This is a genomic window from Nocardia sp. CA-128927, from assembly GCF_050955855.1.
In the GTDB taxonomy this organism is placed as follows: domain Bacteria; phylum Actinomycetota; class Actinomycetes; order Mycobacteriales; family Mycobacteriaceae; genus Nocardia.
In genome coordinates this window covers 3,171,932-3,197,942 of the sequence record NZ_CP192087.1, presented here as the reverse complement: position 1 = coordinate 3,197,942, position 26,011 = coordinate 3,171,932, and the positions used below count along the sequence as shown (strand labels likewise).

General features: G+C 66.0%; 34 protein-coding genes and 2 pseudogenes. 17 read left to right on the top strand and 19 right to left on the bottom strand.

What is annotated here, in order from left to right; all coding sequences use genetic code 11:
• Positions 1–46 precede the first annotated feature (46 nt).
• Entirely contained in the window at positions 47–565 is a 519-nt protein-coding gene (locus ACQPW1_RS15150) for a TrmH family RNA methyltransferase (protein WP_433663344.1), read from the top strand.
• Positions 566–581: 16 nt separating this feature from the next.
• Here ACQPW1_RS15150 and ACQPW1_RS15145 read toward each other — a convergent pair whose 3' ends face one another.
• Together ACQPW1_RS15145 and ACQPW1_RS15140 are read right to left on the bottom strand one after the other, a co-directional pair.
• Positions 582–1,214, bottom strand: coding sequence for a TetR/AcrR family transcriptional regulator (locus ACQPW1_RS15145; RefSeq protein WP_433663343.1), 633 nt, complete (start codon positions 1,212–1,214; stop codon positions 582–584).
• Positions 1,215–1,356: 142 nt separating this feature from the next.
• Positions 1,357–2,262: an NmrA family NAD(P)-binding protein gene (locus ACQPW1_RS15140; RefSeq protein ID WP_433663342.1), complete on the bottom strand. Its 906-nt coding sequence runs from the start codon at positions 2,260–2,262 to the stop codon at positions 1,357–1,359.
• A 131-nt stretch (positions 2,263–2,393) separates the two neighbouring features.
• Here ACQPW1_RS15140 and ACQPW1_RS15135 point away from each other — a divergent pair, with 131 nt between their 5' ends.
• A complete protein-coding gene (locus ACQPW1_RS15135) occupies positions 2,394–3,197 on the top strand; it encodes a helix-turn-helix domain-containing protein (protein ID WP_433663341.1) in 804 nt (267 codons plus the stop codon).
• Here ACQPW1_RS15135 and ACQPW1_RS15130 read toward each other — a convergent pair.
• Together ACQPW1_RS15130 and ACQPW1_RS15125 are read right to left on the bottom strand one after the other, a co-directional pair.
• A complete protein-coding gene (locus tag ACQPW1_RS15130; RefSeq protein ID WP_433663340.1) occupies positions 3,140–3,592 on the bottom strand; it encodes a hypothetical protein in 453 nt (150 codons plus the stop codon). The two genes, ACQPW1_RS15135 and ACQPW1_RS15130, sit on opposite strands and share 58 nt — an antisense overlap.
• A gap of 81 nt (positions 3,593–3,673) precedes the next feature.
• Positions 3,674–4,339: an epimerase gene (locus ACQPW1_RS15125; RefSeq protein ID WP_433663339.1), complete on the bottom strand. Its 666-nt coding sequence runs from the start codon at positions 4,337–4,339 to the stop codon at positions 3,674–3,676.
• 9 nt (positions 4,340–4,348) lie between these two features.
• Between ACQPW1_RS15125 and ACQPW1_RS15120 the strand changes: the two genes are divergently transcribed.
• Both ACQPW1_RS15120 and ACQPW1_RS15115 read left to right on the top strand, forming a co-directional pair.
• On the top strand, positions 4,349–4,798 hold the full coding sequence (locus ACQPW1_RS15120) for a hypothetical protein (protein WP_433663338.1): 450 nt from the start codon (positions 4,349–4,351) through the stop codon (positions 4,796–4,798).
• A gap of 48 nt (positions 4,799–4,846) precedes the next feature.
• Positions 4,847–5,437 carry an NUDIX hydrolase gene (locus ACQPW1_RS15115; protein WP_433663337.1) on the top strand — a complete coding sequence of 197 codons (591 nt, stop codon included), beginning with the start codon at positions 4,847–4,849 and terminating at the stop codon, positions 5,435–5,437.
• Positions 5,438–5,453: 16 nt separating this feature from the next.
• On the opposite strand, the gene ACQPW1_RS15110 is transcribed toward ACQPW1_RS15115, so the two are convergent.
• Entirely contained in the window at positions 5,454–6,308 is an 855-nt protein-coding gene (locus ACQPW1_RS15110; protein WP_433663336.1) for a phytanoyl-CoA dioxygenase family protein, read from the bottom strand.
• A 45-nt stretch (positions 6,309–6,353) separates the two neighbouring features.
• Between ACQPW1_RS15110 and ACQPW1_RS15105 the strand changes: the two genes are divergently transcribed.
• Together ACQPW1_RS15105 and ACQPW1_RS15100 are read left to right on the top strand one after the other, a co-directional pair.
• A complete protein-coding gene (locus tag ACQPW1_RS15105; protein WP_433663335.1) occupies positions 6,354–6,932 on the top strand; it encodes a TetR/AcrR family transcriptional regulator in 579 nt (192 codons plus the stop codon).
• 121 nt (positions 6,933–7,053) lie between these two features.
• The gene (locus ACQPW1_RS15100; protein ID WP_433663334.1) at positions 7,054–7,875 is read left to right on the top strand and encodes a GNAT family N-acetyltransferase; all 822 of its coding nucleotides are present in this window, start codon (positions 7,054–7,056) and stop codon (positions 7,873–7,875) included.
• A 28-nt stretch (positions 7,876–7,903) separates the two neighbouring features.
• On the opposite strand, the gene ACQPW1_RS15095 is transcribed toward ACQPW1_RS15100, so the two are convergent.
• From ACQPW1_RS15095 to ACQPW1_RS15080, 4 genes are read right to left on the bottom strand one after another with little or no spacing between them, the layout of a single operon-like run.
• A complete protein-coding gene (locus ACQPW1_RS15095) occupies positions 7,904–8,146 on the bottom strand; it encodes a hypothetical protein (protein ID WP_433663333.1) in 243 nt (80 codons plus the stop codon).
• A 31-nt stretch (positions 8,147–8,177) separates the two neighbouring features.
• On the bottom strand, positions 8,178–8,726 hold the full coding sequence (locus ACQPW1_RS15090) for a hypothetical protein (protein WP_433663332.1): 549 nt from the start codon (positions 8,724–8,726) through the stop codon (positions 8,178–8,180).
• Positions 8,713–10,107, bottom strand: a complete 1,395-nt coding sequence (locus ACQPW1_RS15085; protein WP_433663331.1) for a hypothetical protein — start codon at positions 10,105–10,107, stop codon at positions 8,713–8,715. Before ACQPW1_RS15085 ends, ACQPW1_RS15090 begins: the two co-directional genes overlap by 14 nt.
• On the bottom strand, positions 10,104–10,391 hold the full coding sequence (locus ACQPW1_RS15080) for a hypothetical protein (RefSeq protein ID WP_433663330.1): 288 nt from the start codon (positions 10,389–10,391) through the stop codon (positions 10,104–10,106). Before ACQPW1_RS15080 ends, ACQPW1_RS15085 begins: the two co-directional genes overlap by 4 nt.
• Positions 10,392–10,803: 412 nt before the next feature.
• Between ACQPW1_RS15080 and ACQPW1_RS15075 the strand changes: the two genes are divergently transcribed.
• Positions 10,804–11,925 (top strand): hypothetical protein, encoded by a 1,122-nt coding sequence (locus ACQPW1_RS15075; RefSeq protein ID WP_433663329.1) that lies wholly within the window; start codon positions 10,804–10,806, stop codon positions 11,923–11,925.
• Positions 11,926–11,962: 37 nt separating this feature from the next.
• Here the strand turns inward: ACQPW1_RS15075 and ACQPW1_RS15070 are convergent, their stop codons facing one another.
• Positions 11,963–12,322, bottom strand: a complete 360-nt coding sequence (locus ACQPW1_RS15070; protein WP_433663328.1) for a hypothetical protein — start codon at positions 12,320–12,322, stop codon at positions 11,963–11,965.
• Between the two features lie 170 nt (positions 12,323–12,492).
• Positions 12,493–13,299 (bottom strand): LLM class flavin-dependent oxidoreductase, encoded by an 807-nt coding sequence (locus tag ACQPW1_RS15065; protein ID WP_433663327.1) that lies wholly within the window; start codon positions 13,297–13,299, stop codon positions 12,493–12,495.
• Between the two features lie 373 nt (positions 13,300–13,672).
• On the opposite strand from ACQPW1_RS15065, the pseudogene ACQPW1_RS15060 reads away from it, so the two are divergent.
• From ACQPW1_RS15060 to ACQPW1_RS15025, 8 genes and pseudogenes are all read left to right on the top strand, one after another.
• A pseudogene (locus ACQPW1_RS15060) lies at positions 13,673–13,864 on the top strand (DUF664 domain-containing protein); the annotation flags it as partial.
• Between the two features lie 17 nt (positions 13,865–13,881).
• A complete protein-coding gene (locus ACQPW1_RS15055) occupies positions 13,882–14,190 on the top strand; it encodes a DUF664 domain-containing protein (protein ID WP_433663326.1) in 309 nt (102 codons plus the stop codon).
• 255 nt (positions 14,191–14,445) lie between these two features.
• Positions 14,446–15,369 (top strand): esterase/lipase family protein, encoded by a 924-nt coding sequence (locus ACQPW1_RS15050; protein ID WP_433663325.1) that lies wholly within the window; start codon positions 14,446–14,448, stop codon positions 15,367–15,369.
• 611 nt (positions 15,370–15,980) lie between these two features.
• Positions 15,981–16,337 carry a MerR family transcriptional regulator gene (locus ACQPW1_RS15045; RefSeq protein ID WP_433663324.1) on the top strand — a complete coding sequence of 119 codons (357 nt, stop codon included), beginning with the start codon at positions 15,981–15,983 and terminating at the stop codon, positions 16,335–16,337.
• A gap of 58 nt (positions 16,338–16,395) precedes the next feature.
• On the top strand, positions 16,396–17,355 hold the full coding sequence (locus ACQPW1_RS15040; protein ID WP_433663323.1) for a hypothetical protein: 960 nt from the start codon (positions 16,396–16,398) through the stop codon (positions 17,353–17,355).
• A 324-nt stretch (positions 17,356–17,679) separates the two neighbouring features.
• Positions 17,680–18,522, top strand: a pseudogene (locus tag ACQPW1_RS15035) (alanine--tRNA ligase-related protein); the annotation flags it as partial.
• Between the two features lie 151 nt (positions 18,523–18,673).
• Complete coding sequence (locus tag ACQPW1_RS15030) at positions 18,674–18,853, top strand: hypothetical protein (RefSeq protein WP_433665607.1); 180 nt, start codon at positions 18,674–18,676, stop codon at positions 18,851–18,853.
• Positions 18,854–19,006: 153 nt separating this feature from the next.
• On the top strand, positions 19,007–19,486 hold the full coding sequence (locus ACQPW1_RS15025) for a YcxB family protein (RefSeq protein ID WP_433663322.1): 480 nt from the start codon (positions 19,007–19,009) through the stop codon (positions 19,484–19,486).
• Between the two features lie 32 nt (positions 19,487–19,518).
• Here ACQPW1_RS15025 and ACQPW1_RS15020 read toward each other — a convergent pair whose 3' ends face one another.
• On the bottom strand, positions 19,519–20,106 hold the full coding sequence (locus tag ACQPW1_RS15020; protein ID WP_433663321.1) for an alpha/beta hydrolase: 588 nt from the start codon (positions 20,104–20,106) through the stop codon (positions 19,519–19,521).
• 2 nt (positions 20,107–20,108) lie between these two features.
• Here ACQPW1_RS15020 and ACQPW1_RS15015 point away from each other — a divergent pair, with 2 nt between their 5' ends.
• Entirely contained in the window at positions 20,109–20,507 is a 399-nt protein-coding gene (locus ACQPW1_RS15015) for a MarR family transcriptional regulator (protein WP_433665241.1), read from the top strand.
• 22 nt (positions 20,508–20,529) lie between these two features.
• Here the strand turns inward: ACQPW1_RS15015 and ACQPW1_RS15010 are convergent, their stop codons facing one another.
• The 6 genes from ACQPW1_RS15010 to ACQPW1_RS14985 form a co-directional block, all read right to left on the bottom strand.
• Complete coding sequence (locus tag ACQPW1_RS15010) at positions 20,530–20,997, bottom strand: hypothetical protein (RefSeq protein ID WP_433663320.1); 468 nt, start codon at positions 20,995–20,997, stop codon at positions 20,530–20,532.
• Between the two features lie 211 nt (positions 20,998–21,208).
• On the bottom strand, positions 21,209–21,673 hold the full coding sequence (locus tag ACQPW1_RS15005; RefSeq protein WP_433663319.1) for a hypothetical protein: 465 nt from the start codon (positions 21,671–21,673) through the stop codon (positions 21,209–21,211).
• Positions 21,673–22,716: a YihY/virulence factor BrkB family protein gene (locus ACQPW1_RS15000; RefSeq protein ID WP_433663318.1), complete on the bottom strand. Its 1,044-nt coding sequence runs from the start codon at positions 22,714–22,716 to the stop codon at positions 21,673–21,675. The genes ACQPW1_RS15005 and ACQPW1_RS15000 overlap by 1 nt, the downstream gene beginning before the upstream one ends.
• Before the next feature lie 60 nt (positions 22,717–22,776).
• Positions 22,777–23,265, bottom strand: a complete 489-nt coding sequence (locus ACQPW1_RS14995; protein WP_433663317.1) for a GNAT family N-acetyltransferase — start codon at positions 23,263–23,265, stop codon at positions 22,777–22,779.
• Positions 23,262–23,474: a hypothetical protein gene (locus ACQPW1_RS14990; RefSeq protein WP_433663316.1), complete on the bottom strand. Its 213-nt coding sequence runs from the start codon at positions 23,472–23,474 to the stop codon at positions 23,262–23,264. Before ACQPW1_RS14990 ends, ACQPW1_RS14995 begins: the two co-directional genes overlap by 4 nt.
• A gap of 52 nt (positions 23,475–23,526) precedes the next feature.
• The gene (locus ACQPW1_RS14985) at positions 23,527–23,940 is read right to left on the bottom strand and encodes a hypothetical protein (RefSeq protein ID WP_433663315.1); all 414 of its coding nucleotides are present in this window, start codon (positions 23,938–23,940) and stop codon (positions 23,527–23,529) included.
• A 130-nt stretch (positions 23,941–24,070) separates the two neighbouring features.
• Here ACQPW1_RS14985 and ACQPW1_RS14980 point away from each other — a divergent pair, with 130 nt between their 5' ends.
• The gene (locus ACQPW1_RS14980) at positions 24,071–24,889 is read left to right on the top strand and encodes a helix-turn-helix domain-containing protein (protein WP_433663314.1); all 819 of its coding nucleotides are present in this window, start codon (positions 24,071–24,073) and stop codon (positions 24,887–24,889) included.
• A gap of 6 nt (positions 24,890–24,895) precedes the next feature.
• Here ACQPW1_RS14980 and ACQPW1_RS14975 read toward each other — a convergent pair whose 3' ends face one another.
• Positions 24,896–25,600, bottom strand: coding sequence for a S1 family peptidase (locus tag ACQPW1_RS14975; protein WP_433663313.1), 705 nt, complete (start codon positions 25,598–25,600; stop codon positions 24,896–24,898).
• Between the last annotated feature and the right edge of the window lie 411 nt (positions 25,601–26,011).

The window sequence follows — 26,011 nt, the reverse complement described above, 5'->3', positions numbered from 1 at the left end:
CTATGAAACTCGCACTGCCCACCGGGAAGGCCCTTCCCGTCCGCCTGTGACGACAGCGCGGGCCAAGTCCCGCCCCGACCTGCGCCGCGAACGCCGCCAACGCGCCCACGGCTGCTGGAATCACCTGATCATCGCGCCGCTGTGGCCCAAACACGGTGTCAACCTCGGCACCATGCTGCGCACCTGCGACGCCGTCGGCGCATGCATGGCGGTACCGCGCCGACCATGGATCCCCGATGCCCTCGCGCACGGCAACACCCTCCGAAAACCCCAGTGCGTGCACTGGATCAACGGCCGCGTCGACCGCTGGCTGGCGCGCCAACGCGACGGCGGCTCCGCCATCGTCGGCGTGGAACTCACCGACGAATCCATCCGCCTGGCCGACCTCCCCACCGCCCGCCGCCGCACCATCATCGTGCTCGGTCACGAATCCACCGGCATCCCACCGGAAGGACTGGAGCTGCTCGACGTCGCCGTCGAGATCCCCATGGTCGGCACCGGCAACAGCCTCAACGTCGCCGTCGCGGGATCACTTGTGCTGTACAAACTCGCGGGGCTGTGTTGACGAAACAGCTCTTCGCTCAGCGTGATTCGGCGAGGAGTTCGCGAGTGACCACACTGCTCCACCACTTCTCGACGCGCTCCGGAGACCATCCGCGTTCGAGGGTGAGTTCGGTGTAGACGTCTATGTTGCAGATTGCGGCGTAGATGTCGAGGGCGGTGGGGAGGTCCAGGTCGCCGCGGAGGGTGCCCGGCGGCCACGCGGACAGCACTTGACTGTGGGCGTCGTCGGCGCGGGCGCGGGCGTCGCGATAGGCCTGTGCCAGTTCGGGTTCCGTGCGACCCGCTTCGCGCAGCAGCACGAGTACCTCGCCTGCGCGCTCGAACAAGCGGCGGTCGTATGCGGCCATCGCGGCGAGCTGCCGGGGCGGTTCGGGGGCCGCCTCCAGTTCGGCGAGCAGGCGCGCCACGTCGGCGGACAGGTCGGCGGCATCGACCAGTGCCCAGGTGAGGCCGTTCTTGTTGCCGTAGGCCGCGTAGACGGTCGGCACCGAGACCCCCGCCTCCCGGGCCACATCACGCACCGTGGTCGCGGCCCAGCCCTTCGCGACGAACAGGGTGCGAGCGGCGCGGGCGATGTCGGCGCTGGTCTGCTGCGCCTGCGCGGTACGGCGCAGCGAGTCGTAGCGGCGGCGCGCAGGTTCCTCGGTCACCTGAGTTCCCCTTTCAGTCCTCGCTACTTTATGGCGATCGGGTTCGCCGTGGCCGCAATTCTTGCCCCGCTGATCATCGACCACGCGAGTCCACGCGCTTTGATCAGCCTCGTCAGCTGGCTGCTGTGGGTGGTCCGGATCGTCACCTACGGCAGACAGCTGTCGTCCGAAGCTGCGGCACAAGTGATTCGGTGACGAAGGTTTCGATGCTGGTCGAGGTAGTGGTGCGTGCAGAGCGCGATTGCAGCGTCGCGGTGTGCCGCGAGTTGATCGCGTGCACCACCTCGACCATGAGGCCGGTGACGCTCTGTGACACCCCGGCGCGGCGCTGAGCCGCGGCGAACTCCTCGATCGACTGCTGCACATAGCGCAACTGGGGCAACTCGGCGATCCTGCCGATGACCTCGGCGACCTCGGCCATACTCAGATCACGTTCACCATGCAGCTCGAGAATGTCCGACGCGGAGGTCGGGGTGAGCAAACTGTGCGCGGCGGCTCGGCCGATGTCGGCGGTGGCGATGAAAGGCATGGCGATATCGGGATCGAACGGCGCGGCGACGACCCCGGCCCCGCGGATGGTCTCGACCTGACCGAGCAGGTTCTCCATGAAATAGCCTGCCCGCAAATGAGTTACGACGGCGTCGAGCGTGTTGGTCCGTTGCTCGAGGTGATGTAGTCCGACAACCGGGCCGGTGCCTGACGGTTTGTCCGCGCCCCAACTGCTCAAGGTCACCACCCGCCCGACTCCGGTACGCGCGAGCGCCACCGTCATCGCGTCGACGATGGTTCGCTGGTGCGCCGGGAAGTCCGGACTGTCCGGGATGTAGTTGGGCTGGACCATCACATAGACACCCTCGGCGCCGTTGAAGGCCTCGGTGAGTGCGGCATGGTCGGTCGGCTCGGCCACGAACGGCTCGGCACCGGCAGCCGCCAGTGGTGCCAGACCATGGCTGCTGCGTCCGATCGCGCGCACGCCACGGCCCGCTCGAAGTAGCTCGTCGACCACCACACGCCCGGTCCGCCCGGTCGCTCCTGTCACCACGAACATCAGGTCGTTCTCCTTTTCCCGACGGCCGGTTGCCGTCTCCTCGATCTCGCCGACGGTAGGAGCGGTCCGTGGCCGCGGGGTAGTACCGACCCACCCACCCCGAAACGGGAAGCGCCCATAACCTGGACATCGTGCGAACGACACCGGGAGCCCTGGCCGAATTCCTGCGGGCGCGGCGCGCGCTCGTCCGCCCGGAGCAGGTCGGGCTCGTCCCCGGCGCAGCACGCCAGGTCCCGGGCCTCCGCCGGGAAGAAGTCGCGATGCTCGCCGATGTCAGCACCGATTACTACGTGCACCTGGAGCAAGGCCGCGAGAAGCGCCCCTCGACCCAGGTCTTGGACGCGCTGGCCCGGGCACTACAGCTCGACTACGACGCGCACACCCACCTGCGCGCTCTCGCCGCTCCCAGCCGACCCGCCGGAAACCCGGATCTCGGCAACGCCCATCGCACGTTGGCCGGCCTGCTATCGCAGATCACCACCCCGGCGATGCTCGTCACCCCCTGGCTCGAGGTCACCGCCCGCAACAAACCCGCCGATGCCCTCTACGACGGAATTCCGTTGCGGGACAACCTGGCACGCATGGCCTTCCTCGACGATGCGATAACCCGTTTCGTCGAGAACCCCGACCAACTCGCCCAGTGCACCGTCGCGACGCTACGGTCCGCCGCAGGCCACCGACCACACCCGCCGCAGATGATCGAACTGATCGGCGAGCTGTCACTGCGCAGTGCCGAATTCCGCCAGCTGTGGGCGCGCCACGACATTCACCGAAAAGGCAGCGCCGTCAAGCATTTTCACCATCCCGCAATGGGCCGCCTGACGCTCCACCAGCACGTCATGACCCTTCCCGATCATCCCGAGCTACAGCTGTGGATCTACCAAGCCGACCCGGGATCCGACTCCGAACGAGCACTACGGGGACTCGCAGGTTGAGCAACGTCTGTTGACCCGCTTCGCGCGTCGTACCAGGCCTGAAAGCCCGCGACCAGCGTCGCGACGACACCGACCGGCAGGTAGTACACCAAAGCGGCGAACACGGTATCGGTCGCGGGCAATGCGAGGAGTGCACCGATCACCAGAACGCCTGCGACCAACCAGGGCAGGCCGTGGGTGGCGCGCAACGCGGGCAGCGCACACAGCACAACCGGCACTGCCAGCAGGAGCACAAGTCCCACTCCGTATCGGGCGAAAATCGAGTCGCCACACGCAGTGTCCATCTGCACGACCTCGCACGATGAGATCTGGTGTAGCGGTTCGGACGCGACGAAGGCTCCCCACCCGGCGGTCGCTCCGGCCAACAGTAACCAGGCCACGCGCGAGAGTCCCATGTTCGCGATCATCGCATCAATCGACGGAATCCGAACGCGGACACAGGCATCGGAGCCAGCCGACCTGGGCGCCAGTGCCTCCTAGGGCGTGGCTCGCGCGGTGATCTCCCGGGGGGAGAGCACACGGGTGTCCGATCCAGAGGACGCGACGGCGATCATGGCGCGGCCGATCTCCCGATTGTCGTTGACCGCGTTCGGTGCCAGCCGCTTGAACAGCGGGATCAGCGGCCCGACGACCGCGTACGCGGCGCGATACAACCGGGTCTTGGAGACCACACCGTCCATCGGCTGCACGAATCCGGGCCGGAACATGTACGCCTGGAAGGGAAGTGCGAGCAGATCGTTCTCGGTCTTCCCCTTAACCCGCCCCCACATCGAGCGCCCCTGCTCGGTGCTGTCGGTCCCCTGCCCGGAGACATAGATGAACGTCAGCTTCGAGTTCGCCGCCGCCAGCGTGCGACCGACCTTCAAGGCAAGGTCGTAGGTGATCCGCCGGTAGTCCTCCTCTTTCATCCCGACGGAGGAAACACCGAGGCAGAAGAAACAAGCGTCGAACTCCGGCAGCTCGCCCGCGATCGCGGAGAGATCGCTCGGATCGGGCTGGATCAACTCGCGCAGCTTGGGATCTTCGACTCCCAGCGAGCTACGCCCGATGGCAAGGACCTGCTCGACCCGCTCGTCCCGGAGGCACTCTTTGAGTACCCCCTGCCCGATCATGCCGGTCGCACCGAAGAGGATTACCTTCATGCAGGCATCTTGCCTGATGGCAACAAGGATTGCGGGGATCGGCGTGCCTCCGAACAGCGCAGACAGAACTCCCTGAGCGACGCCGAGCGGCCCGACCTGTCGGGTTCGGCAAGGTACTTCCGCAGCGGTAGATTGCGGGCGGACGACGAACTGTCCGGAATGGGGGAAGCCGCGATGACCGATCCACTGATCCTGGAAGCTCGGCGCGTCCAGCTGCTCGAGCAACTGCGCGAGCTTCGGCGCGGCGTGACCGAGCTCGCCGCGGGCTACGGGACGCTACAGACCTCGGGCCTGCTGATCGATACCGACGGCATCGGCGCCCTCACCACGCCCGCGTACTGCGTGGCCGGTGCCCGAGAAGTGTTCGAGGAGGCCACGATCGAACTCGATGCCGCCGTCGATGCCCTCGACCGCTCCGGCATGTATACGACCCGACTCCGCTCGGTCGTCCTGGACTGAACAACGACGCCCGGTTCCTGTCGGTGCGCGTCGCTACAGTGCCCGGTTATGAACGCTGCGACTACCGCTGTCGCCGAGATCGTGGGTGGCATCGCACCATTCGATGCGCTCGAACAGGAACACATCGACGAAGCGCTGGCCTGGCTGGCGTCGACCGACGACGTGTTTCGCCGCGTCAAACCCGCAACGCCGCCACGACATCTGGTCAGCTACGTCGTGCTGGTCGACCCCAAGGCGCGGGCAGTGCTGCTCGGCAGGCACCGGCTCGCCGGGTTGTGGCTGCCGACCGGCGGGCACGTCGACCCCGGCGAACATCCGCTCGAGACGGCGCGCCGCGAGGCGTTCGAGGAGATCGGCATCCACGCCGATTTCACCATCACCGGAACCACTCCCCTGTTCCTGACCATCACCACCACCAACGGCATGGACAGCCATGACGACGTCAGCCTGTGGTACCTCGTCCGCGGCACCCGCTCCCAGCGCTACACCCTCGACGCCCGCGAGTTCAGCGCCGAACACTGGTGGGACATCGATAGATTCGCGATCCCCGATTCCGACCCGCACTTCGGGCGCTTCCTAGCCAAGCTGGACTGCGCGCTCGCTGAGCAGACTCATGGGCAGCCCGCTCGGCCGATCTGAGCACACCCGCGATCCGTCACAAAGGTTGAGCGCCGGGTTCCAGCAGTCGTTTGGGATGCATGCCGTCGACCTGGCCGATGAACGGCGGATGGATGCTGTAACCGAGCATGCGGCGGATGTCCTCCGACACGGCACGCACAGTGTCGCGAGTGGTCGACAGGGTGAAGGCTTCCTGCGGACGCAACCACGGCTCGCAGTATTGAGCGGTCAGCGCCAGGCGTGGATTCTGTGTGCGATTGGCGCCGCCGCCATGCCAGAGGGTCCCGACGAAGAACACACACGAACCCGCCTTCATCACAACGGGTTCCCGCTCGGCCTGCTCGGGCATGCGGTGGCCCCAGAGGTGACTGCGCGGAATGATGTCGGTGGCACCGTTGTCGGCGGTGAAATCGTCGATCGCCCAGATCGTCGCCGCACCGAGCGCGGCACGTGGGCGCGGCAGCGGGTAGAAGCCGTCGTCGGTGTGCAGCATCTGCGCCTGCTCGCCGGGCAGGATGTTGATCACCTGCAGCATCGACAAGAGGTAGTTCGGCAAGAACATTCGATCCAGCAACGCCAGCACCCGGGGATGGTCCGCGATCCGATCGCAGGTGCGCGTCTTGTTCAACACGCTGTACACGCGCTGGGTGGTCGGTCCTTCGAACTGATTGCGGCCGCGCCGAACCAACAGCGGCGCAACAGCTTCGCGGATTTCGTCGAGCTCGTGCGGGGACAGCAGATCGGGCAGGATCACGTATCCGTCGCGCCGCACCGCGGCCAGATCCGCCGCGCTGACCGCCGCGTCGATGCTTTCACCTGCACTCGCGGTCCGGCGGTAGGTCCCGGCCAGATCGCCTCCCAAGTCCGTCAACGACGACACTTCGGCACTCATGGCGGCTCCTCACGAAACATAACTGAGTTCGGTTATGCTACGACTGTGGCACGCGCACCGATCGGACGTCAACAACTTCTCGACGCCGCCCGCGACGAACTGGTCCGCGGCAACGGCGTGCTGGAACTCGCCGCCCTCACCCGCCGCGCCGGCTTGAGCACCGGCGCGCTCTACCACCACTTCGGCTCCAAGAGTGGCCTGCTGGCGGCGATCTACAACACCTTCTACGAAGGACTCAGTCACGCCACCGCCGACGCCCATCTACCTACCGAAGCCGATTGGGCAACCCGCGAACACAAGCGCACCCACCTCTTCGTCGCCTACCACTTCGCCGACCCCTTGGTCCCGGTCCTGCTCAACCGCGCCGCGCTGGACCCGCAGCTCACCGAGCTCGAAGCCGTCTACATCCAGACCATGAGCGACAACGCCGCCGCCAACATCCGCCGCGGCCAGGCCCTCGGCCAACTCCCCACCAGCGTCGACCCGGACAGCGCAGCCGCCTTCGTCATCGGCGGCCTACGCCACGGCATCGCCCAACAACTCCGCATCACCCCACCCCCCAACCCCGACCAGGCCGCCGAACGCCTGTGGCGCCTAATAGCCGCCTCCCTCGGAATCGCCTGACCCCCAGGGGAGGACGTCAACGAGGCCATCGAGCACACACGGCTCGCGGCCTTCCATCGACGCGGTTGACTCGCAATCAATTGGGATGCGCCTCGAACCTCGTTTCGGCAGCATGGGGGCGATGAGCTGGAGCTTCACTGAAGATGTCGAGCAATACCTGGGGACGGCCGGAGAGTTTCTGCGGTCTCGACCCGCCGAACACAATGTCGCGTTGACCGTGAGCGCGACCGTTGCCGCAGGCAAGGTGCCGCGGCAGCCGAACCCGCTGTTCGGCTGGTTGTCGCGCGACGGTCGGGTTGCGGGAGCGATCCTCCATACCCGGCCGTTCCCGCTGGGCCTGTTCGGACTTGCCGCCGCCGATACGGCCGAGTTGGTCACGGCACTGAACAACACGGGCCGGGAAGTCGACTACGTCAATGGCCCGGCCGGTGTCGTGCGGGCCTTCGCCGAGGCCACGCAGCGCGGATCCGAGGTCGTCGACCACCAGCTTCTCTACCGGTTGAACGAGCTGGTGGCGCCCCGCCCGACAGCCGGGCGGGCCCGGCTTGCGCAGCAGTCCGACCGGGCGGTGCTGGACGATTTCACCAAGGTATTCGAGGAGGAGGACACCTCGGCGCCGTTCGATCAGGTCGGTGAGCGGCTGTCCTACAACGGCATCTGGTTGTGGGAGGTCGACGGAGAACCGGTGTCGGTCGCCTCGCTCTCGCGCAGCGTTGCCGGGATCGTGCGGGTCGGCATGGTGGCCACCCCACCGGAACATCAAGGACATGGCTACGCGGCAGCGGTGACGCACCACGTGTCGCAAGTCGCGTTGGACGCGGGTAATCGCGAGGTGCTGCTGTTCACCGAAAGGTCGAATCCCACGAGCAACGGCATCTACCAGCGGCTGGGCTACGAGGTCGTCGAAGAACAGATCAAAATGCAGCTCGGCGCAACCCGTTAGGGCAGTCCGGGTTGGCGACTGTAGCTTGTCAATTGCCGCGTCGTCGCAGTGCTCGGTACAGCAACCACAGCACCAGCGCGACCGGGGTCAGGACCGCCGCGAACAGGATTCCGGCGAACATTCCGTAGCCGTGCGGATCAGCGGATAGTCCGGTGGCGCTGAGTACCGCCTCGCCGACGAGCAGCACGATCAATGTGGCGGTGCAGGCAAACGCACCGAGCGCGATGCGGCGCACCACTGTTCGCAGGGTCGTGCTATCCGGTGTGTCCATCGTCGGCTCCGCGGGTTGGGTTGTACCGCAATCACTTCGGGTCGGGAGTGCAGACGGTCAGAAACGACTTCTGGTTCTCCCGTTGAACTTCCGACGCGTCCATCCAGCCGCGCGGGCCGAACAGATAACTCCCGGACGGGTGCTGGGCCGACTCGCGCAGGACCTGGCCGAGATCGACCCTGGCTCCGTACGCCTCCGGGCCGTCCACGGCGAAGTTGAGCGAGCCCGCCTTGGTCCAGTCGTAGTCAGCGGGCAGCGGTTTCTGGACCTGCAATGGCCCATCGGCGGCGGATCCGCCGACGGTCCGCAGCAGGTCCATCCGCTCCACCGGCACCCCCGGCAGCGGCGCGGTCCACCGCTGCTCCGTGCTCTCCTTGGTACCGGAGTCGAAGATCAACGTCAGTCCGGTGACACCATCGCACGGGGTGCCCGTCCACAGTTTCAGGACGCCGTCGTCGACGCGGAACCCGGCCGCCGGCGGCAGCGACGGCGCGAACTGCGCCTTGGTATCGCACGCCGCGGTCACCGCCGCCAAAAGCAAGGCAGCGCAGGCGACTTGCGGCCACCTAATACCCACCATCGGAAAGCCCCGCGTCTTCCTCGGTCTCGTTGCCGCCGGTGACCTGCTCCCACACATAGGAGGCGAGGAAGCCCGTGTAGCCTTCGCGCGCCCAGTGCTGGGAGTGGCGCTCCTCGTGGTGCAGAAACCGGTCCAGGTCGAGTTTGCCCTGGTACGGGCCTTGATCGTTTTCGTACCACGCGTGGCCCGACCGCGCCACTTCTCTGATCTGTTGTGCCGGATCCTTTGCGTCGTCGATGTTCAGCATGAACGTATCGCCCCAGGTCGTTCCGCCGTTTTGGCTGAACTGGTCCTGGATCAGGTTCCCGCCCAAGCCCATCATCATGCCGTTCGGGGTGGTCACCAACCGTCCGCCGTTGCCGTGCACGAACCCCACGTCTTCGTTGTAGCTCCAGTCGTTCTTCTGTTGCCGTTCGGTGATGCGCCGCAGTTCCGCGGAGCTGTACGGGGTCGGTGGGAAGTCGGTCGATTCGCCTTTGCCGTAGTCGGTGCCCGCGTTCAAGATGTAGGTCATCCGCACCGCCTTGGCGGCGTCGGCCGCGCTGATGTTGGTCGGCATCAGGAAGAACGACTTGAAGATCCCGTCGCCGTCCTCGTCCTCGCGGATCTCTTCCATTCCTTCGAGGATCTTGAAGTCCTCGGGCGTGATGTGGTGTTCGGCGATGATCTGTTTGATCGTGTCGAGCGAAACGCCCCGGCGCACCGCGTTCTCGAGCCACTGCCGGTAGTAGCCGGAGACTGGCGGCCCGGTCAGCAGCCCGGCGTCGCGCAGCGCCTGCTCCATCTCGGCCACCTGGGCGTCGATCTCCCCACCCTTCATGGCGTCTGCCAGAGTGGTCGCGCCGTGGTCGCTGATCTTGCGGTCCAGCGCGAGTTGCATCACCACATCGACGCCGGCGTCGATGTTGTTCGCCTTGGTGAGTATCGCCTTGGTTTCCTGCTCCAGCTGCCGCTTGATGGTTTCGCGGTACCGCTGCGTCTCGGCACGGTCTTCGGCCTCGGTCCGCGACTTCGGCGAAGGGTCGGGCGGCTTGTTGTCCACGATCGCGCCGTCGGCGGCGATGCGGTACTGGTAGGTGTCGGCGAGGGCGTCGTTGTTGGCGACCCGGGTCTTCAGGGCCGTCACGTCGTCCGACGCGTCCTGCAGGGCGCGGTCGACGGCGGACAGCTCCGCGATCAGGATCTCGGCGTTGTTCCGCGTAGTTCCCAGCGAGCTGCGTGCTTTATCGCTCGCCGGACCGTGCCAGCGAGGCAAACTCCTGGCGTCGTCGAGCTCGTCCTGCAGCCCGATCAGTTTGTCTCGCCGCCCGCGCAGGTTGGTCGCCGACGTATCGAGCGCCCCGGCGTCCCATTTGCGGACGTCGTCATAGCCGACAGTCATCGCCCGAAAGCCCTTTCCGCCTCGACCTCGTTTTCGGAGTACAACTTCGCGGCCGACACGATCGATTCATTCCATCGGCCGATCTCGCCGGCCCACCCCTTCGCGCGCTCATTGAACGTCGAGGCCAGCGTGGGCGCTTTCTTCGCGGCCTCCCCACCCGGCAATGCTGTCGCGATCGCGTCCAAGCCGGTACCCGGGTCCACCACCTCGGCCTGGGTCGCGGCAGATCCCGCCGCCTTGGCCGCTTCCTTCAGCTGACCGATCTCGACCTCGAACCCACTCACAGCCCGTGCCCTCTATCTCTGGAATCGATTCCCCGAAAGGTCTTGCGGCCCATCCGCGATCGAATCGGCAAATCGCGAATGACAGCCGCCGCAGAGCCGAGTTGATCAGCCGAGCTTCGCATAGCGTCGTTGTCGGCCTGAATCTTTTCTGCTGGCATCGAATATCCCGCCCCGGCGCACTATCAATGATTTACGTAGCGCGTAGGCGTCGATGCTATCGCTCATCGAGATCCACCTCCTGCCCCCGATTCCAGGGGCTTCGCACGAAGGCATTAGCCAAAGACGTTCTGCCGGAATACTTCCCGCGACGCAACGACGAACACGCTCGACTCGGCAATATCGGAAGTTCCGGAGACGTCGGCGGCAAATCGATCGGCGGGTGAACAACCGCTGGTCGTGGGATCCTTGGCGGGTGATGAAGGCTGTGCGGCGTGAGTTGGAACGGATGCGGGAGTCGGCTGCCGCGTGGCAGGAGTTGCGCTACGAGCGTGCCACGGATGCTGATAGCAACGACCGCGACGGGAACGCGGCACAGCGAGCAAAAGTGTTGTGGGCGTTGCAATACGACCGCACGCCCGACGACATCGCGCTGGTGCGATGGTTGGCCGAGCAGGAGGCGTTGTGCCGTCGCAAGGCACCGTTTCAAGGGCTGAGCGAGGAAACCAAGCTGGCCGGTTTCCTGCTCGCCGAGTATCGGCAAGTGGCGGATGTGTGGTTGCACTGGGAGATCAAGCGAGCCAACTTCGACACGTGGTGCGGCTACGACCTCCAGCACCTGTTCGCCGCGGGAGTGCCGGACACGGTCGCCTTTGTGCGCGACAGTGAGCATGCCGATCGGGACGCCGTGCTCGAGCTGCTGCTCGACGAAGCAGGGCGGCCATCGGTGTCCGAGGAGGGCTTGGCCGAGTGGTCGCTGAGCCAGCGGTCGTGGTTCCCCGCCGAGCCGACCGCCGAGGACCCGCTCACCTGGGTCGAGCGCGCCGAACTGGTCGGCGACCAGGTATTGGCCCGCCAGGAGCTGGACCGGTGGGCGGCAGATCGCGAGCGGGACAAGACCACCCTGGGTGTGCTCCGCTACCAGTTCGCCGAATTGGGGTCGTACGCCGAAGCCGCCCGGGCGCAACGCGAAAGCCTGGTGTATGCCGACAACCCTTGGGACTCGGCGTCGGCTTGGCGGACCCTGGCCGAACTGGAACGCCAGGCCGGCGACCAGCACGCCGCCTGGGATGCGTTGCGCGAGTGTCGCCGAGCCCTCGATGACGTGTCCGGATGGTCGGACGCAGGTCTGGGCCGGATGTATGTGGAGGAACTGTTTCTGCTGGCCGGCGCCGCGGCGGGCGAGTTGGCCGTGACAGTGTTCGTCGAGGCGGACCGTCAGGCAAGCGACGTGCCCGACTTACCCCTGGTGGTGTGGCAGGCCGCCGCCGAAGCGGCCGACAACGTCGGCGACCAGACCAAGGCGACGCACTACCAGCAGCTCCGCAATGCCGAGCAACGCCGCATCGACACCGTCATGGAGGAGCTACGCCGGTGATTCGTCGGCCCTTCCCGGCCTGATCGCCCTTTCGAATCTATTTGCCTTCACGTTCTATGCGTCGGGCGCGTTCGTAGTCGGTCTCACCTTTGACGTTCCAGGACATCGGGTGTGCGCCGGGTCCGCAGTCCTGCGTGAACGTCTCGGTGGTGTTGCCCGCCATCCGGTGAGCGGGTTCGTACACCGTCCTCAGGTCACTGCACACAGTGAGGCTGACCGCGGTGCCCGCTCCGACATCGGTATTGGTGCAGGTGGCTTCGAGGCGCGAGTCGACCGGCACCGGAACACAATTCACCTTGCCCGGCGGCGCGGCGTGCACCAAGGGCGCCGTGAGCATCGTTCCCGCTGCCGCGGCGACGGCAACCAATCCCGCATTTACTGACCGACTGATTCGCACGAAGAACCTCGAGCGGGCGTTGTCCGCCGAATGACGGTTTCTACCTGGCCCGCGCCGTCATAGTGCCACCGCAAACCAATGCGAACATGCCCCCAATCTCCGGGTTGCCGAATTCAGATGTGTTGTCACATAACGGATTCCGTTCAATCGACAGATATACTCGCCGCCAACTACTTTCCCGTGAGCTCGGCGACGACCGGAGCGAACCTTTCCGCGAAGTCGGCGCCGAAGACGAAATAGGAGAACCCGATCTCCTCCCGCCGCCGCTGGATTTCCTCGGCGGCGGCCGCCGGGTCATCCGGCAGGACAGCCAGCGAATCCACCGCGCGCAGCGCAGCAGGGTCGGTATCGGGAGGCGCCATGAACGGCGCGACGGCGTCGCCGATAACCGGCACCCCGAGCGCGAGCTCGACGTCCCCGATGGCGCGGAAGTCGCGTGCCAGCCGGGCGGTTTCGACCCGCGGCTCGTTCGGCATCTGTGCGATGGTGACCGTGTCCGCGACCTCGGCGGCCAGCGCCTGGGCCTTCGGACCGCGCACCGCCATCGCCACCGGCGTGCGCAGGTCCGGGCCGTCCAGATCGCGCAGCGCTTGTACGGTCTCGCGAATCTGGGCCAGCCGCCCGCTCGGCGGGACCACGGGCAGCCCCTTTTCGCGGAGCTCGTCCTCCATTCCCGGCCTGCCGGTGCCGATGCCCATCTCGAAGCGGCCCTCGGTGAGCACCGACAGCGAGTGCGCTTCCCACGCCGTCATCCAGGCCGGGCGAAGCGGGGAGGCATACACCCAGGTGCCTACGCGCAGGTCGGTAATGGCCGCGGCGGTGGCCAGCGTCGGGCCGGGCGCCGGTTGCCATTGTGCGACGTCGGGCATCAGCAGCGTCGAATAGCCGCTGTCGGCGATGCGGCGCACCCGGTCCAGCCACGTCGGCAGGTCAGTCCTGATCGGAGCGACGACCCCGAATCGAAACGGTCGCGTCATGTCTGAATTCCTCTCTAAGGTCGGCGAGATCACCTGCCGACGATCTTCGGGGAAGGCCCATGATCATCTCCTTCCAGAGGTATCGACGACAGAGCAACCCGAAATTCATCGGCGCACCCGAGATCGTGCGCCCGCCCGAGCGAACGCCCGAGCGAACGCCCCCGACTCCGCACGACCTGATGTTCCAGAGACGTTGGCGCCCAACCGATCAGCAGTGACCGTCGCCGATTGAGAGCAACGCTGTCATCGGCATGACCGCGCGTCGGGAAGCTGTGGGGCGACGGCCCCGGCGCTGAATCGTTGTAGCGACCGATCGAGCCGAGACCGATGAGTCAGCCGCTAAATACCTCGACACTGGTCACGGTGATCGAGGATGCTTCCGGCGATGACCAGAATCGACGACACCCCGTCCGCTTGGGACGAACGCACTCAGCTCACCACCTTTCTCGACTACACACGCAACACCGCCCGCGCCAAATGCGATGGCATCTCCGCCGAGAACGCCCGTAGGGCACTCCTGCCGGGCTCACCGCTGATGACCATCAACGGCCTGATCAACCACCTGCGCTGGGTCGAGTACCAATGGTTCCAGGTGGTTTCCTCGGCGAGGAAGACCAGGCCCCTTGGACCGATGAGGACCCTGACCGCGAGATGCGCATCGCCGTCGACTTCCCGCTCACGCAGTTGCTCGACGAATACGCCGGACAGAGTGCCCGCTACCGCGAACTGGTCGCCGGAAACAGCTTGGACAGCCAGGCCGAGCGAACCATCCGCGACGGCGTCCACGTCGACCTACGCTGGATTCTGCTGCACCTCACCGAGGAAACAGCCCGCCACAACGGCCACCTGGACATCCTGCGCGAGATGCTCGACGGCATGACCGGCAAATAGATCCACCGCAGACCGAAAGTGGTTCAACACGGGCATCCGCACTATCGGATGTCCAGCTGAGCCCCTGGTAACTGTCGTCCGCTCTGTCCCCCTGCCGCTGAGATTTGGCCCGGCCATGCCTTGACCGAGCAACCCGGTCGACTTCGCCGTCGAGCGCCCAACTGCCCGAAACTTGCCCAGGACAGCCGATTCCGGCCTAGAGTCACTCCCCGAAGGGCGGAACTGTAACGCGTTATAGAGGGAGGGGATTTCATCATGTCGAGACGGCGAATCGGATCATTGCTGTGCGCGGCCGCGGTGGCGGCCGGTATGGGTGCCGGGCCCGCGCAGGCCGAACTACCAGTGGAATACAGCACGTTCAGTGGAATTCGTGCCGAGCTGGCCAATCCTGGCGGCTCGCTGCCGGGCAGCAACAACTGGGACTGTAAACCCAGTGCCGCACACCCGAATCCGGTGGTGCTGGTGCACGGCGGGGCCGGAGCGGGCGCCCAAACCAATTGGGGAACATACGTTCCGCTGCTAGCCAACGAAGGCTACTGCGTCTTCGCCATGACCTATGGCGCCCTCGACCTGCCCTGGCCGGTTTCGGCGCTCGGCGCGATGACCGGCACCGCTGAGCAGAACGCGCGCACCATCGGCAGCTTCATCGAGCGGGTACTGGCCGCGACCGGCGCTCGGAAGGTCGACATCATCGGCCATTCCCTGGGCACGCTGCTGCCGAACTACTACGCGAAACGACTCGGCGGTGCGTCCCGGATCGACCACTATGTCGCCATAGCTCCGCTATGGGACGGCACTTTCGGCGATCAGTTGGCCACAGCCCGCGAGTACGCCGCTCAGCTGGGCGTCGGTCCGGCCCTTGAAGCGGTATTGGCCGCCCAGCCCACTGGGAAGGAAGCTCAGACCGGTTCACCGCTGATGGTCGACCTGCATTCCGACGGTATGTACGTCCCCGGCATCACCTATACGAATATCGTCACCAGCCACGACCAGGTCGTCCTGCCCTATACCTCTGGCCTGCTGCCCGGCGACGGGGTGACGAATATCCTTCTGCAAGAAGGCTGTTCGCAAGATATGGCCGATCATCTCGGCATCGTCGCCGATCCGCGCGCAGCCGCCTACGTGCTCAATGCCCTCGATCCGCGACACGTGCGCCCGGTGCCCTGCGTCGCCTGGTAACTCACGCCCGCCCGCCATCGATTACCTGGCTACAAGCTGCGAGAGCATGGGAAGCGACGACCCTGACCGGGGCCTTCGAATTACCATCGGCGGTTGTCGATCCACCAACGGCTGCCCAGCCCGGCTGAGCAGCCGTTGGTGGATCGGTACGGGAAGTGCTGACCCGCTGATGAGCGTGCACCGAGGCGTGCAATATACCGACCACATCCGAAGGCGAAAATCTGTCGTGGCGGGTGTAGACATCCTGCGGAAGCAGGTATACAGTCTCTGTTGTTCGAAGAGAAGATCAAGCGGCCGGGCAGGTGAACTGCCCGGAATGAAAGTTCCACCCCGTCCCCTCCGGCGGAGAAGAGAATCCGGTGCACTTGGCTGGACCGCCGGAGGGGGACGAACACGCAAGATAGACAAGTAATGCGCAGGTCGAACCGGCAATCCAGGAGGTGGTCACTGAGTAGTCACCTAACAGTTCCGCGTCCCGGCACGTGTCGGATGCGGTGTGGAACATCGGCTTTCGTGGCCGGTGAACAGAATTGACACCCCCTCTTCCGTAGATCCCAGGCCCCGGCGCACATGCGCCGGGGCCTGCCTGACGTTGAATCCCGAGAGGTGCTGTGCAGCAACCGGACACCGACCCCGCCGACGGCCCCAGCGCCGCGGACAAACTCGACGACGACACCTACCCCGCCTACAGCATGGGACGTGCCGCGGAAATCCTCGGCGTCACCCAAGCATTCCTGCGCGGCCTCGACGCCGCCCAACTCCTGACCCCGCAACGGTCCACGGGCGGGCACCGCCGCTACTCGCGCTACCAGCTGCGCATCGCCGGACGCGTGCGCGAGCTCGTCGACGCCGGCAACACCCTCGAGGCGGCGTGCCGCATCGTCATCCTCGAAGACCAACTCGCCGAAGCCCAGCGCCTCAACGCCGATCTACAGCACACCATCGACCAGCGCGCCGACCCCGCCTGACCCCTGGAAAGCGAACGTGACCGGGTATAGGAATGGGACGACATGACACGATGGGCTGATGTCCGACATGTCCTGGCTCAGCGTCCAATACTCTGAACGCAAGCAGGCAGCCGAAGCCCAGGTCACGCAGTGGGTCCCCTACTCCGACACGGCATATTCGGTTGACCCACTCTATTTCCTGGTCAACCGGTTTACGGTCGGCGAACGCCTGACCAGCGACGACAGGGCCACCTACTGGTATGGGCAAGACGACACCGGCCGCATATGGGTGGAACGCTGGGGCGCGCCGATCACGGGCCAGCACTACGAGACGTTCTTCACCCACGGCGAGCACGGTCCCGAAGAGCTGGCGCTTTACACCTACTCCCCGGACAAATCGGCCATCCGCCACGAGGATCTCACCTACGGCGACGAGGGCCGGTTGGCCCTCTCGCAGTATCGAGCCACCGGCGGCAGCGGACTGTCCCGATTCCACTACACGGCCGGACGTCTCACGCGGATCGACGAGGAACACGCCAGTGGCGAACCGATACAGATCCAGGTCACCTACGACGACAACGGTGCCATCAGCCAGGTGACGCGGGGCCCGGAAGTTGCCTACCGCGGGCTGCCCACAGGGACAACCCTCGAAGACATCGACCGCGCCTTCGTCGACCGGCTTGTCGAGGCGATCCCGGCAGCCGTAGCCGCGTTCCCTTCGTCGGCGGGCGACGAAGGCATCGCCGCTCTGCTCACCGAAGCCGACCAGCACGAGGTCGTCGTTCCGCCCGAGGATGCCGCAGACCTCTACGAACTCGCCGACTACCTCGACCGGACACGACTGCCCGACGACCAGCTGCGTGCGTTGCTGAACCAGGTATGCCGCCGCCTCGAACCGACCGACTGGCCATTCGCCGTCGCCGACGGGTTCCTGGTGTTCGCCACCGACCTGGAACAGGTCGATCTGGCCGACAACCTGCGGGCCGTCACCACACCACCCCGGGCCGCGCATGTCCTGACCTTGGCTGGATTGGAGTAACGAGCTCGACAAGCGCATCGGTACCGCCTTACCCGGCTTTCCGCGAGATCCGCGGAATCGTTACGGGCTCCGATATTCGGCGCACTCCACCGACCGAAAATCGGTCGTGCTCCGCACCGCCTGGTTGCTACCGTGCAACCATGCAGGTCAATTCACGAATCGCTGCCGCGACCGCACGAGCTCTCAGCTCGCCGGTCGCTGCCGCCTGACCTCTTTCTCCCACGCCGGCGGCCGGAAACGGTCCGCTGGTGTGCGGCGGTTTTGTTGCCGGACTTGCCATGTGCGGTCGCTTCCGGTCGATTTCACATCGATGGAGCAACCACCATGATCACCACGGACCAGACCATTCAGACCTTCCTCGACTTCTTTCGCGAACGCGGGCACGAACTCACCCCGGGCGGATCACCCATTCCCTCGCCGGGAGATCCGGTGCTGTTCACCACTTCCGGAATGCACCCGTTGACGCCATATCTGCTGGGCCGACCCCACCCGCTGGGCCAGCGACTCACCAGCCTGCAGCGCTGTCTGCGCACCACCGATCTCGACGAGGTCGGTGACGACACCCACCTCACCGTGTTCGAAATGCTCGGGTCCTGGTCACTCGGCGACTACGGCGGCCCGCAAAGCCTGCGTTGGGGATTCGAACTGCTGCGCGACGGCTTCGGCATCGACCCCGGCCGGATGCACGTCACGGTGTTCGGCGGTGACGAACAGGTCGAGCCTGACCACGAGTCGTGGCGCACGTGGAATGAGCTTGGCTTACCGGTCGAACCGACCACGGACGATAACTGGTGGTCCAACGGCCCGACCGGACTCTGCGGACCCGATTCCGAGATCTTCGTCTGGACCGGAGACGAAATCCCGCAGGGCACACCGACATCCGATGACAGATGGGTGGAGGTGTGGAACCACGTCATGATGCGATACCTCCGGCATCCCGACGGCAGCCTCGAACCAATGCGCCGACCAAGCATCGACACCGGACTAGGCCTGGAACGGCTGGTGCGAATCCTGCGAAATACGAAGTCCGTCTTCGAGATCGACGTTTTCCAGCCCTGGCTGAACATCCTGCCCCGAATCTGGCGCCCGCTGGACGAACCGTCACTGCGAGTGCTGTCGGACCATCTGCGATCCAGCATCGTCATCCTCGGCGACGGGGTCACACCATCCCCGTCCGGTCGCGGTCACATCCTCCGCCATTTGATCCGCCGCACCCTCCCTGTGGCGCGACGATCCGACCCGCACCCTGTCCGACCTGCCGATCGAGCTGATCGAACACACTCTCGGCCACTTCCGGCAATCCGTGCACTCCCACGAGGTGCGCACCACCCTGCTCGACGAGGAACGCAAGTTCGATCTACTACTCCAGCGCGGACGAAAGATCTTGTCCCACCGCCGTTTCACCGAACCGTTGACCGACGACGACTACCACTACCTGCACGACACCCACGGCCTGCCCCGCGATCTCGTGGTGTACCTGAACACCGAAGCCGATTGACCCGGCCCGGCAAACGGCCCGTTGTCTGACGCCCCCTCAGCGCGCCGACTGGTGAAGTCATCTGGCGGCGACTCTTGGCGACTGGTCGTAGCGCGCACGTGCGGACGATCGGTAGTGCCGATCTGGTGCACATTCGTGACTTAGGATGCGGCAGTGCAGATCTCGATGTGGGTTCCCTACGACCACGAACGGCAGCGGCGTGCGGTGAAGTTCCTCCTGCGCTCGCAGTTGAACATCGCTCGGGCCACGGGAGCGTCGATTGTCGTCCTCGGCATCCTCTTCCACGTTCTGAAGATTTCGACGCCGATGGCCGCCTTCCTGCTGATAGTCGGGGCCTTCTGGGCCGTGGCGCTCCCACCGCTCGTGGTGGCCGAGACGCTGCGGAAGCAGTCCGGTCTCGTCAAGGACGGATGGCGCATAATCCTCGACGACGAGGGGGTCACGACAATCCATCCGCTGGTCGAATCACGGATTCGGTGGGCCGCTCTGAGCCGCGTGGTCGAGACTCCGGAGGTCTGGTACCTCGTGCTCAGCAAGCTGTCGGCCCTCACCATCCCGAAAGCAGTCATGACCGAGGATCAGCGAGCCACGTTCGGCGAGTACGCGCGGGGGCTACGACCCGTGGAAAAGTAGCGCGCACAACGGATTCGGCGCATCCGATCTCGTCAGGCCGTGATGCGTTGACCGAGGAAGTGTGCCGCGCGGTCCAGGGCCTCGTCGGCTTCGTCGAGGACACCGGTGAAGGACTGGAACACGTGGGGTACGTCGGCGGTGATGTCGAGGATGACGTCCACACCGGCTGCTCGGGCGCGGGCGGCCAGGCGGGTGGCGTCGTCGAGGATCATTTCGTTGGTGCCCGCCTGTAGGAGCATCGGGGGAAAGCCGGTGAGGTCGGCGAGGGTTGCCGGGCTGAGCAGGGGTTGGTGTGGGTCCTGTCCGGCGAGGTACATGGCGCCGGTGTGTTCCAGGCTTTCGCGGGTGAATATTGGGTCGATGCCAGCTTTGGTCTGCATGCTCTCACCGGTGCGGGTCATGTCGAGTCCGGGCGAGAAGGCGACGACTGCGGCGGGCAGGGGCAGGCCTGCGTCGCGGGCGGCGAGGCAGGCGGTGACGGCCAGTCCGCCGCCGGCGGAATCACCGGCGAACGCGATGGCCGAGGGGTGTTCGCCGCTGTCGAGCAGGGCCCGGTAGGCGCTCAGCGTGTCGTCGATCGCGGCCGGGAACGGGTGTTCGGGCGCGAGTCGGTAGTCCACCGATCGTTGAGCGCGTTGTACAGCTGCGCGAGCGGCACGGGATCGTCACCTCGCAGTTCGAATCCCTGCGCTTCCTGCGCGATCACCCCGGGGCGCGGGTAGCGGATCTCGCGAGCGAGTTCGCCGCGGGCGTCGGCGCGATGAGTAAAGGTGTCGACCGCTGGGAAAAGCAGGGATGGATTGTGCGGCAACCGAATCCGTCGGATCGACGGTCGTCGCTGCTAGCCCTGACCGATGCCGGTATGCGCCTGGTCGAGGCAGCGGAGCAAACCTTCGCCGAGGAACTGACTCAACTGCTCGGCACCACTCTCACCAGTTCGTCGTTATCGACTGTCGCGCAGGCCCTTTCGCAACTGCGTGGCGCGCTCGAGCGCGACCAGGTCGGGCTGCCCGCAGGTTGATCGCGCCATATCGCCACGGCACCTACTTGGACCAGTGTGCCGATTCGTCGGTACCCACACAGAACATGTCCTTGCCATCCGGAGCTACCGCGATTCCCCGCTGACCGGCGGTGCAGGGCGAGCCGGGTTCCCTGGTCCCGACCACCGGTTCCGACCGCACCCATTTCGACGACGTTCCCCCGGTTGGGGGGCACTTGACGGACTGCCCGTCGTCGGTCACCGAGTGGTTGTCCACGCTCGGGTTACAGACGCCGCCGATGGTCGGGCTCGACTCCTCGATCACCGCAGGCGTGGTCGGCGCGGGGTGCTGCGTTGTGGTGGCAGCCGGTGTAGCTGTGGTCGCCTCGGCGGGTGCGGGCTGAGCTGCCAGCGCAGCCAATGTCACTTTGATAGAAGTCGGATTCGTCCCCACGGAGCCGGAGGTCGCATCGTCGCTGGCGCGCGGCTGGTAGATCGGAGCGACCCCCGGCGCACTGGTCGAACTCGTCACGCTGGTCGAACCTGTCGAGCCGCACCCCGAAACCATCAGCGCAGCGCCAATAGCAAGTACCGTACCGATTTTCACCGAACCCCCATCGATCAGACGTCGACACTGTAACCACCGAGAAAGCACGGTGTCTACAAACCTCGGTACAGATCCCAGGTCGCCGGGATCTCCTGCGCCGCAGCTGGTCTTGCCGCGCGCCCCCAGCGCCTCCCGCTCAGCGGCGGCGCAACACCCGCCAGAGAACGAACACACCGAGCGCGGCCAGCACTGCGGCAGGCACAGGCTGTCGGCTCACCGCTTCCGCAAGTGAGTATCGTTGTCGTGCAACGGGTTCAGATGTACCAGACCCGACACGTTCGGTGGCGACGCGAGCATTTTCTGTCGCCTCGTCGGTCCGCTCGGCGGCTTGCCGGATCGCCTCAGCGGCCTTTTCCCTTGCCGCCGTGGTCTTCTCCTCGGCTTTCCGCTGCGTTTCGGCGGTAGCAGCGGCCGCGTCGCGCGAGGCTTCGGCGGCCTTCTCTTCCGCCCGTCGCGCCACGTCGGCGGCCTTCGCCTCGGCGATCCGGCGCATCTCCGCGGCCTTCTCCGCCGCGAGATGCTCGGCTTCGGCCGCCTTTTCGCGAGCAGCGTCGGCTACCTCGTGGAACCTGTCGCGTTCCGAGGGTTCTGACTGGCTCATCATTTCCTCCTGTCTGCTGCGGAGTCGTCGGCTGGCGTCGCAGGTTCTTCAGCGCCACTGCGCTTTTCGGCACCTTCCGCCGACATCCAGCGGGTGTCGCGTGGCGGCAGGAAAGGTTCTTCGTCGGGCGGCAACCCTTGTTCGATGCGCCGACCGCGAGCAAGTTCGGCATCGAACTCCGCACCGAGTAGCACCGCGACGTTGGAGATCCACAACCACACCAGAAAGACGGCGACGCCGCCGAGCGAGCCGTAGACCTTGTTGTAGGAGCCGAAATTGGCTACGTAGACAGCGAATCCGGCCGACGCGGCGATCCACAGCAGCACGGCGAGCACGCTGCCCGGACTCAGCCAGCGGAAACCGGGCTGCTGCGCGTTCGGCGCGGCCCAGTACAGCAACGCGAACGCCAAACTGACCAGCACCGCGAGCACCGGCCATTTCGCGATGTCCCACACCAGCACCCCGACCGATCCGACGCCGAGCCACCGCCCCAAGCGCTCAGCAATGCTGCCCGTGGCCACTACCCCGATTGCGCACGTCGCGAGCAGCGCCACCATCGCCGCGGTCAAGCCGATGCGCACCGGCACGGTCTTCCAGATCGGCCTGCCCTCTTCGATGTCATAGATCGCGTTGGCGGCGCGCATGAAGGCGGCGATGTATCCCGAGGCCGTCCAGAAAGCGGTGGCCAGACCGATGATCGCCAACGGCCCCGCCAAGTCCCGTGATCCTTGCAGCTGGTTGATCGAGTCGACGAGCAGAGCGGTGCCGCTGCCGGGCCCGATCTCCTGGATGGTGTCGACCAGCGATTGCGTGGCGGACGGACCGAGCGCGCCCAGTATCGCGGTGAGCACGATGAGACCGGGAAAGATCGACAGCACGCTGTAATAGGTAAGCGCCGCAGCCCAATCCATGAGGTTGTCGTCCAGGAACTCCGTCGCGGTGCGCCGCAGGACACCCCACCACGACCGCCAGCGCAGCACCGACGGCCCCTTCGACCAGTCGACCAAGCGGTGTACGCGCCGCGCCGCGGCCTGCTTCGGCATGCCCGTCACCTCCCGATCGGGGAGCGATTACCCGGGGGCCGAGCAGGCAAACTCGGCGCGCTACAGCTTGTGCACCATCTCGTATTCCACTCGCGGCTCGCCCGGCCTGACGAAGCCACTCACCCCGGTCCGGACGAATCCGTGACGCAGGTAAAGCCGTTCGGCCACGGTGTTTCCCTCGGCGAACTCCAGCCAGACCGCGCTGTGTCCGCCCGCTACGGCCCAGTCGAGGACCGCGCGTACGAGCAGACCTCCGACCCCGGTACCACGCGCCTCGGGCGCCACCCACATCGAAATCAGGTGCACGCCATCACGTTCGGGGTCAGCTATACCAGCCACCGTGCCGAGTTCAGCTCCCTCGGCGGTGGCGATGAACTGCGCTCGATTCAAAAGCGCCGCCCGCCAATCCTCCTCGGTGCGTGCTTGCGCTTCCGCCAGCGTCGACCCGAAGTACTGCGGAGTGTCGGCCAGCGCCCGCATCCGCACCCGCCGGAACACTTCCCACTCGTCGGCGGTCAACAGCCGGATGTCGATCGTCGAGATGTTCACCCCAGTTTTCTACGTGCCGGGCGACTGCCTGCGCAAACGCTTTTAGCATCCGCCACCGTCATGACGACAGCAGGCACCAGCATGAGCAATCCGAGGCAGATCGGGATCACCGGTTCGTCGTAGGCAGGGGTCAGCGCGGCGGAAACGTTGACCATGGCGTGCATCAGGATCGGCGCGAGGACACCGCGATCGGTCCTGTTGTGCATCAAGCCGCACAGGTTGATCCACGCTCGGCGAGCCGAATCTCCGCATCGGTTCGAATCAGTACCCCGCTCGGCGCAAACCCGCGAACTCGACCGTGGCGAAGATCGCGACCACCGCAGCGCCGATGAACATGAACGCGATCCCGAGACCGGTCAGGTCGATCAGACCGGACAACGTGAGCACCACCATTCCGATCGCAGACAACGCGTTCACCGCGACAACGGCGCACGCCTGACAGCACGGAATCTCCGGCGCACCCGCGATGAGCAGCAGCACGAGCGCCCCGCCGAGCATGGCAACGCCGAACGGTATCGACCATGCGGTGGGCAGGCCGAGCAGGTCGCGCAGGACCACCGCTCCGGCCAGCATGACGACTCCGAAGGCACCGGTGCCCCAGCCGTCCACCCGCAGTGCGGTGCGCAGGAAGTCGGTGCTCAGCGTGGGTTGGGTGGCCAGAAAGGTCGTGCTCATGTCCAACTCCTGTTGATCGAGTCGGCGGGGCCGATCGGCTCCCGGAGCCACTGTGACCGATGTGAGGTGAGCGTCTCAATGACCTCAGAGGTCATGGCCGCGCGACACCGCCGGTGATTAGCCTGCTCAGGTGGCACTTGTTGAAACCCGTTCGAGCGTCGGCGTGCTGCTGCGCGAGTGGCGGCAGCGGCGCAGGCTCAGCCAGCTCGACCTGGCATTGTCGGCGGACACCTCGGCCCGGCATCTGTCGTACCTGGAGACCGGCCGCGCCAGGCCGAGCCGGGCGATGGTGCTGCGCCTGTGCGAGGCGCTGGAGGTACCGCTGCGTGACCGCAACACCCTGCTGCTGGCCGCCGAGTACGCACCCGCCTACCGGGAGAGCAGCCTCGATGACGTGAACCTGACCTCGGTGCGGTCCGCGCTGGAGACGATGTTGACCGCGCACGAACCGTATCCGGCGGTCGTCGTCGACCGGCTGTGGAATGTGGTCACCGGCAACGCGGCGATGGGGGTGCTGATGCACGGAATCCCGGACCATCTGCTGCTACCGCAGCCGAACGTGTATCGCCTCGTGCTGCATCCCGACGGGCTGGCCGCACGGCTGGCCAACCGGGTCCAGGTCCGAGAGTTGTTCCTGGAGCGCCTCGCCCGGCAGGTGGGCGCGAACGGCGACGCGCAGCTGACGGCGCTGTACGACGAGGTGAGCCGCTATCCGCAACTGTCCGATCCGCCGGACCAGCCAAAAGTTGATGCGGCGCAACCGAGCCCGTTCGAGGTGCCGATCCGGATCCGCACGCCGATGGGCGAGATGTCGATGTTCAGCACGATGGCCACCTTCGGCGCTCCCGCCGATGTCACGCTGTCCGAGCTGGCGATCGAATTGTTCTACCCGCTCGACGAATTCACCGCGGCCGCGCTGCGTGAGCTGGCGGCCGCGGCGAATTCCTGAGGTCGACTAGATGGGCTGGAAGCCGGCCCCGACGCCGCCCTGGGCGTTGATCGCGGCGAGGATCACCACGATCGGCTGGAAGAAGGCGGGCGAGTGCACGGGGTTGGCGGCCGTGGTGCACGGCACGTCGAAGCCGACCGGGCCGATGCCGGTGAGCCGTCCCTGATTCATCCCGACCAGTCGATCGCCGACGACGACCGGACCACCGGAATCGCCTGGCTTCGAGCAGTATTGGTTGATGCTGGTGCCGTCGAGCTGACCCCACACGACGCCGCAGTCGGTACCGCTGGTGCGGCCGCTGGAGCACACGGTGGCGCCGGCACCCGGCGCGTCGCCGACACCCGCGATGGTGGTCGGGCCGACGGTGCGCACCGGGGTGACCTTCGCCGGATCGAGTTGCAGGACCGCGTAATCCAGGCCCTTGCCGTCATCGGAGAACGCGACCGTGCCGAGCACGCCGGCCTCGGGCGTGCGCTCGGCGATCAGCCGGGCGCCGGTGGGCGCGCAGTGGCCCGCGGTGATGCCGACGAGCCGGCCCGCGCCGTCGTGACCGATCGCGGTCAGCGAGCACACCGAGTTGGTGTCGAATGCGATGCCGGAGCTGCCGCCGAGCACCGCGGTGGGTGCCGCCGACGCGGTGCCTGCGGCACCGACGACCACCGAAGCGATGGCCGCCGTTGCGAGCGCCATCGACCTGAATTTCGTTGTCACTTCTCTCCTTTTCGAAAAAGCGAGCACGGCAGCACTGCCGCGCTCGCCCGGACCGGGGAGGGAACCGCCCCCGAGACAATCTGCGGTCGCCGTATCAGCAAGCGAAAACGCCTGCGTAGAGGAATTCATCACCGCTGGTTACCCGATGGCTAACTCAGCATTGACATGGGATGGGTGGGTCCGCAACACAGCTGTGCGCGGCGCCACAATGCGTCCACGATTGAGACACGAGCCACACGGCTCCGCGGCGGCTCTGAAAAACGTTCGCCCGAACTGACTTTCACTCTCACCCACACCCAGCTCCGGCCGTATTGCCCGGCCGACGAGACTCAACTGTTATACGCTGCCCAACCGCCGTACCGCGAATCCGGACGGAAACCACCAGGCCGACCCGAAGCTCGCACGATGCGA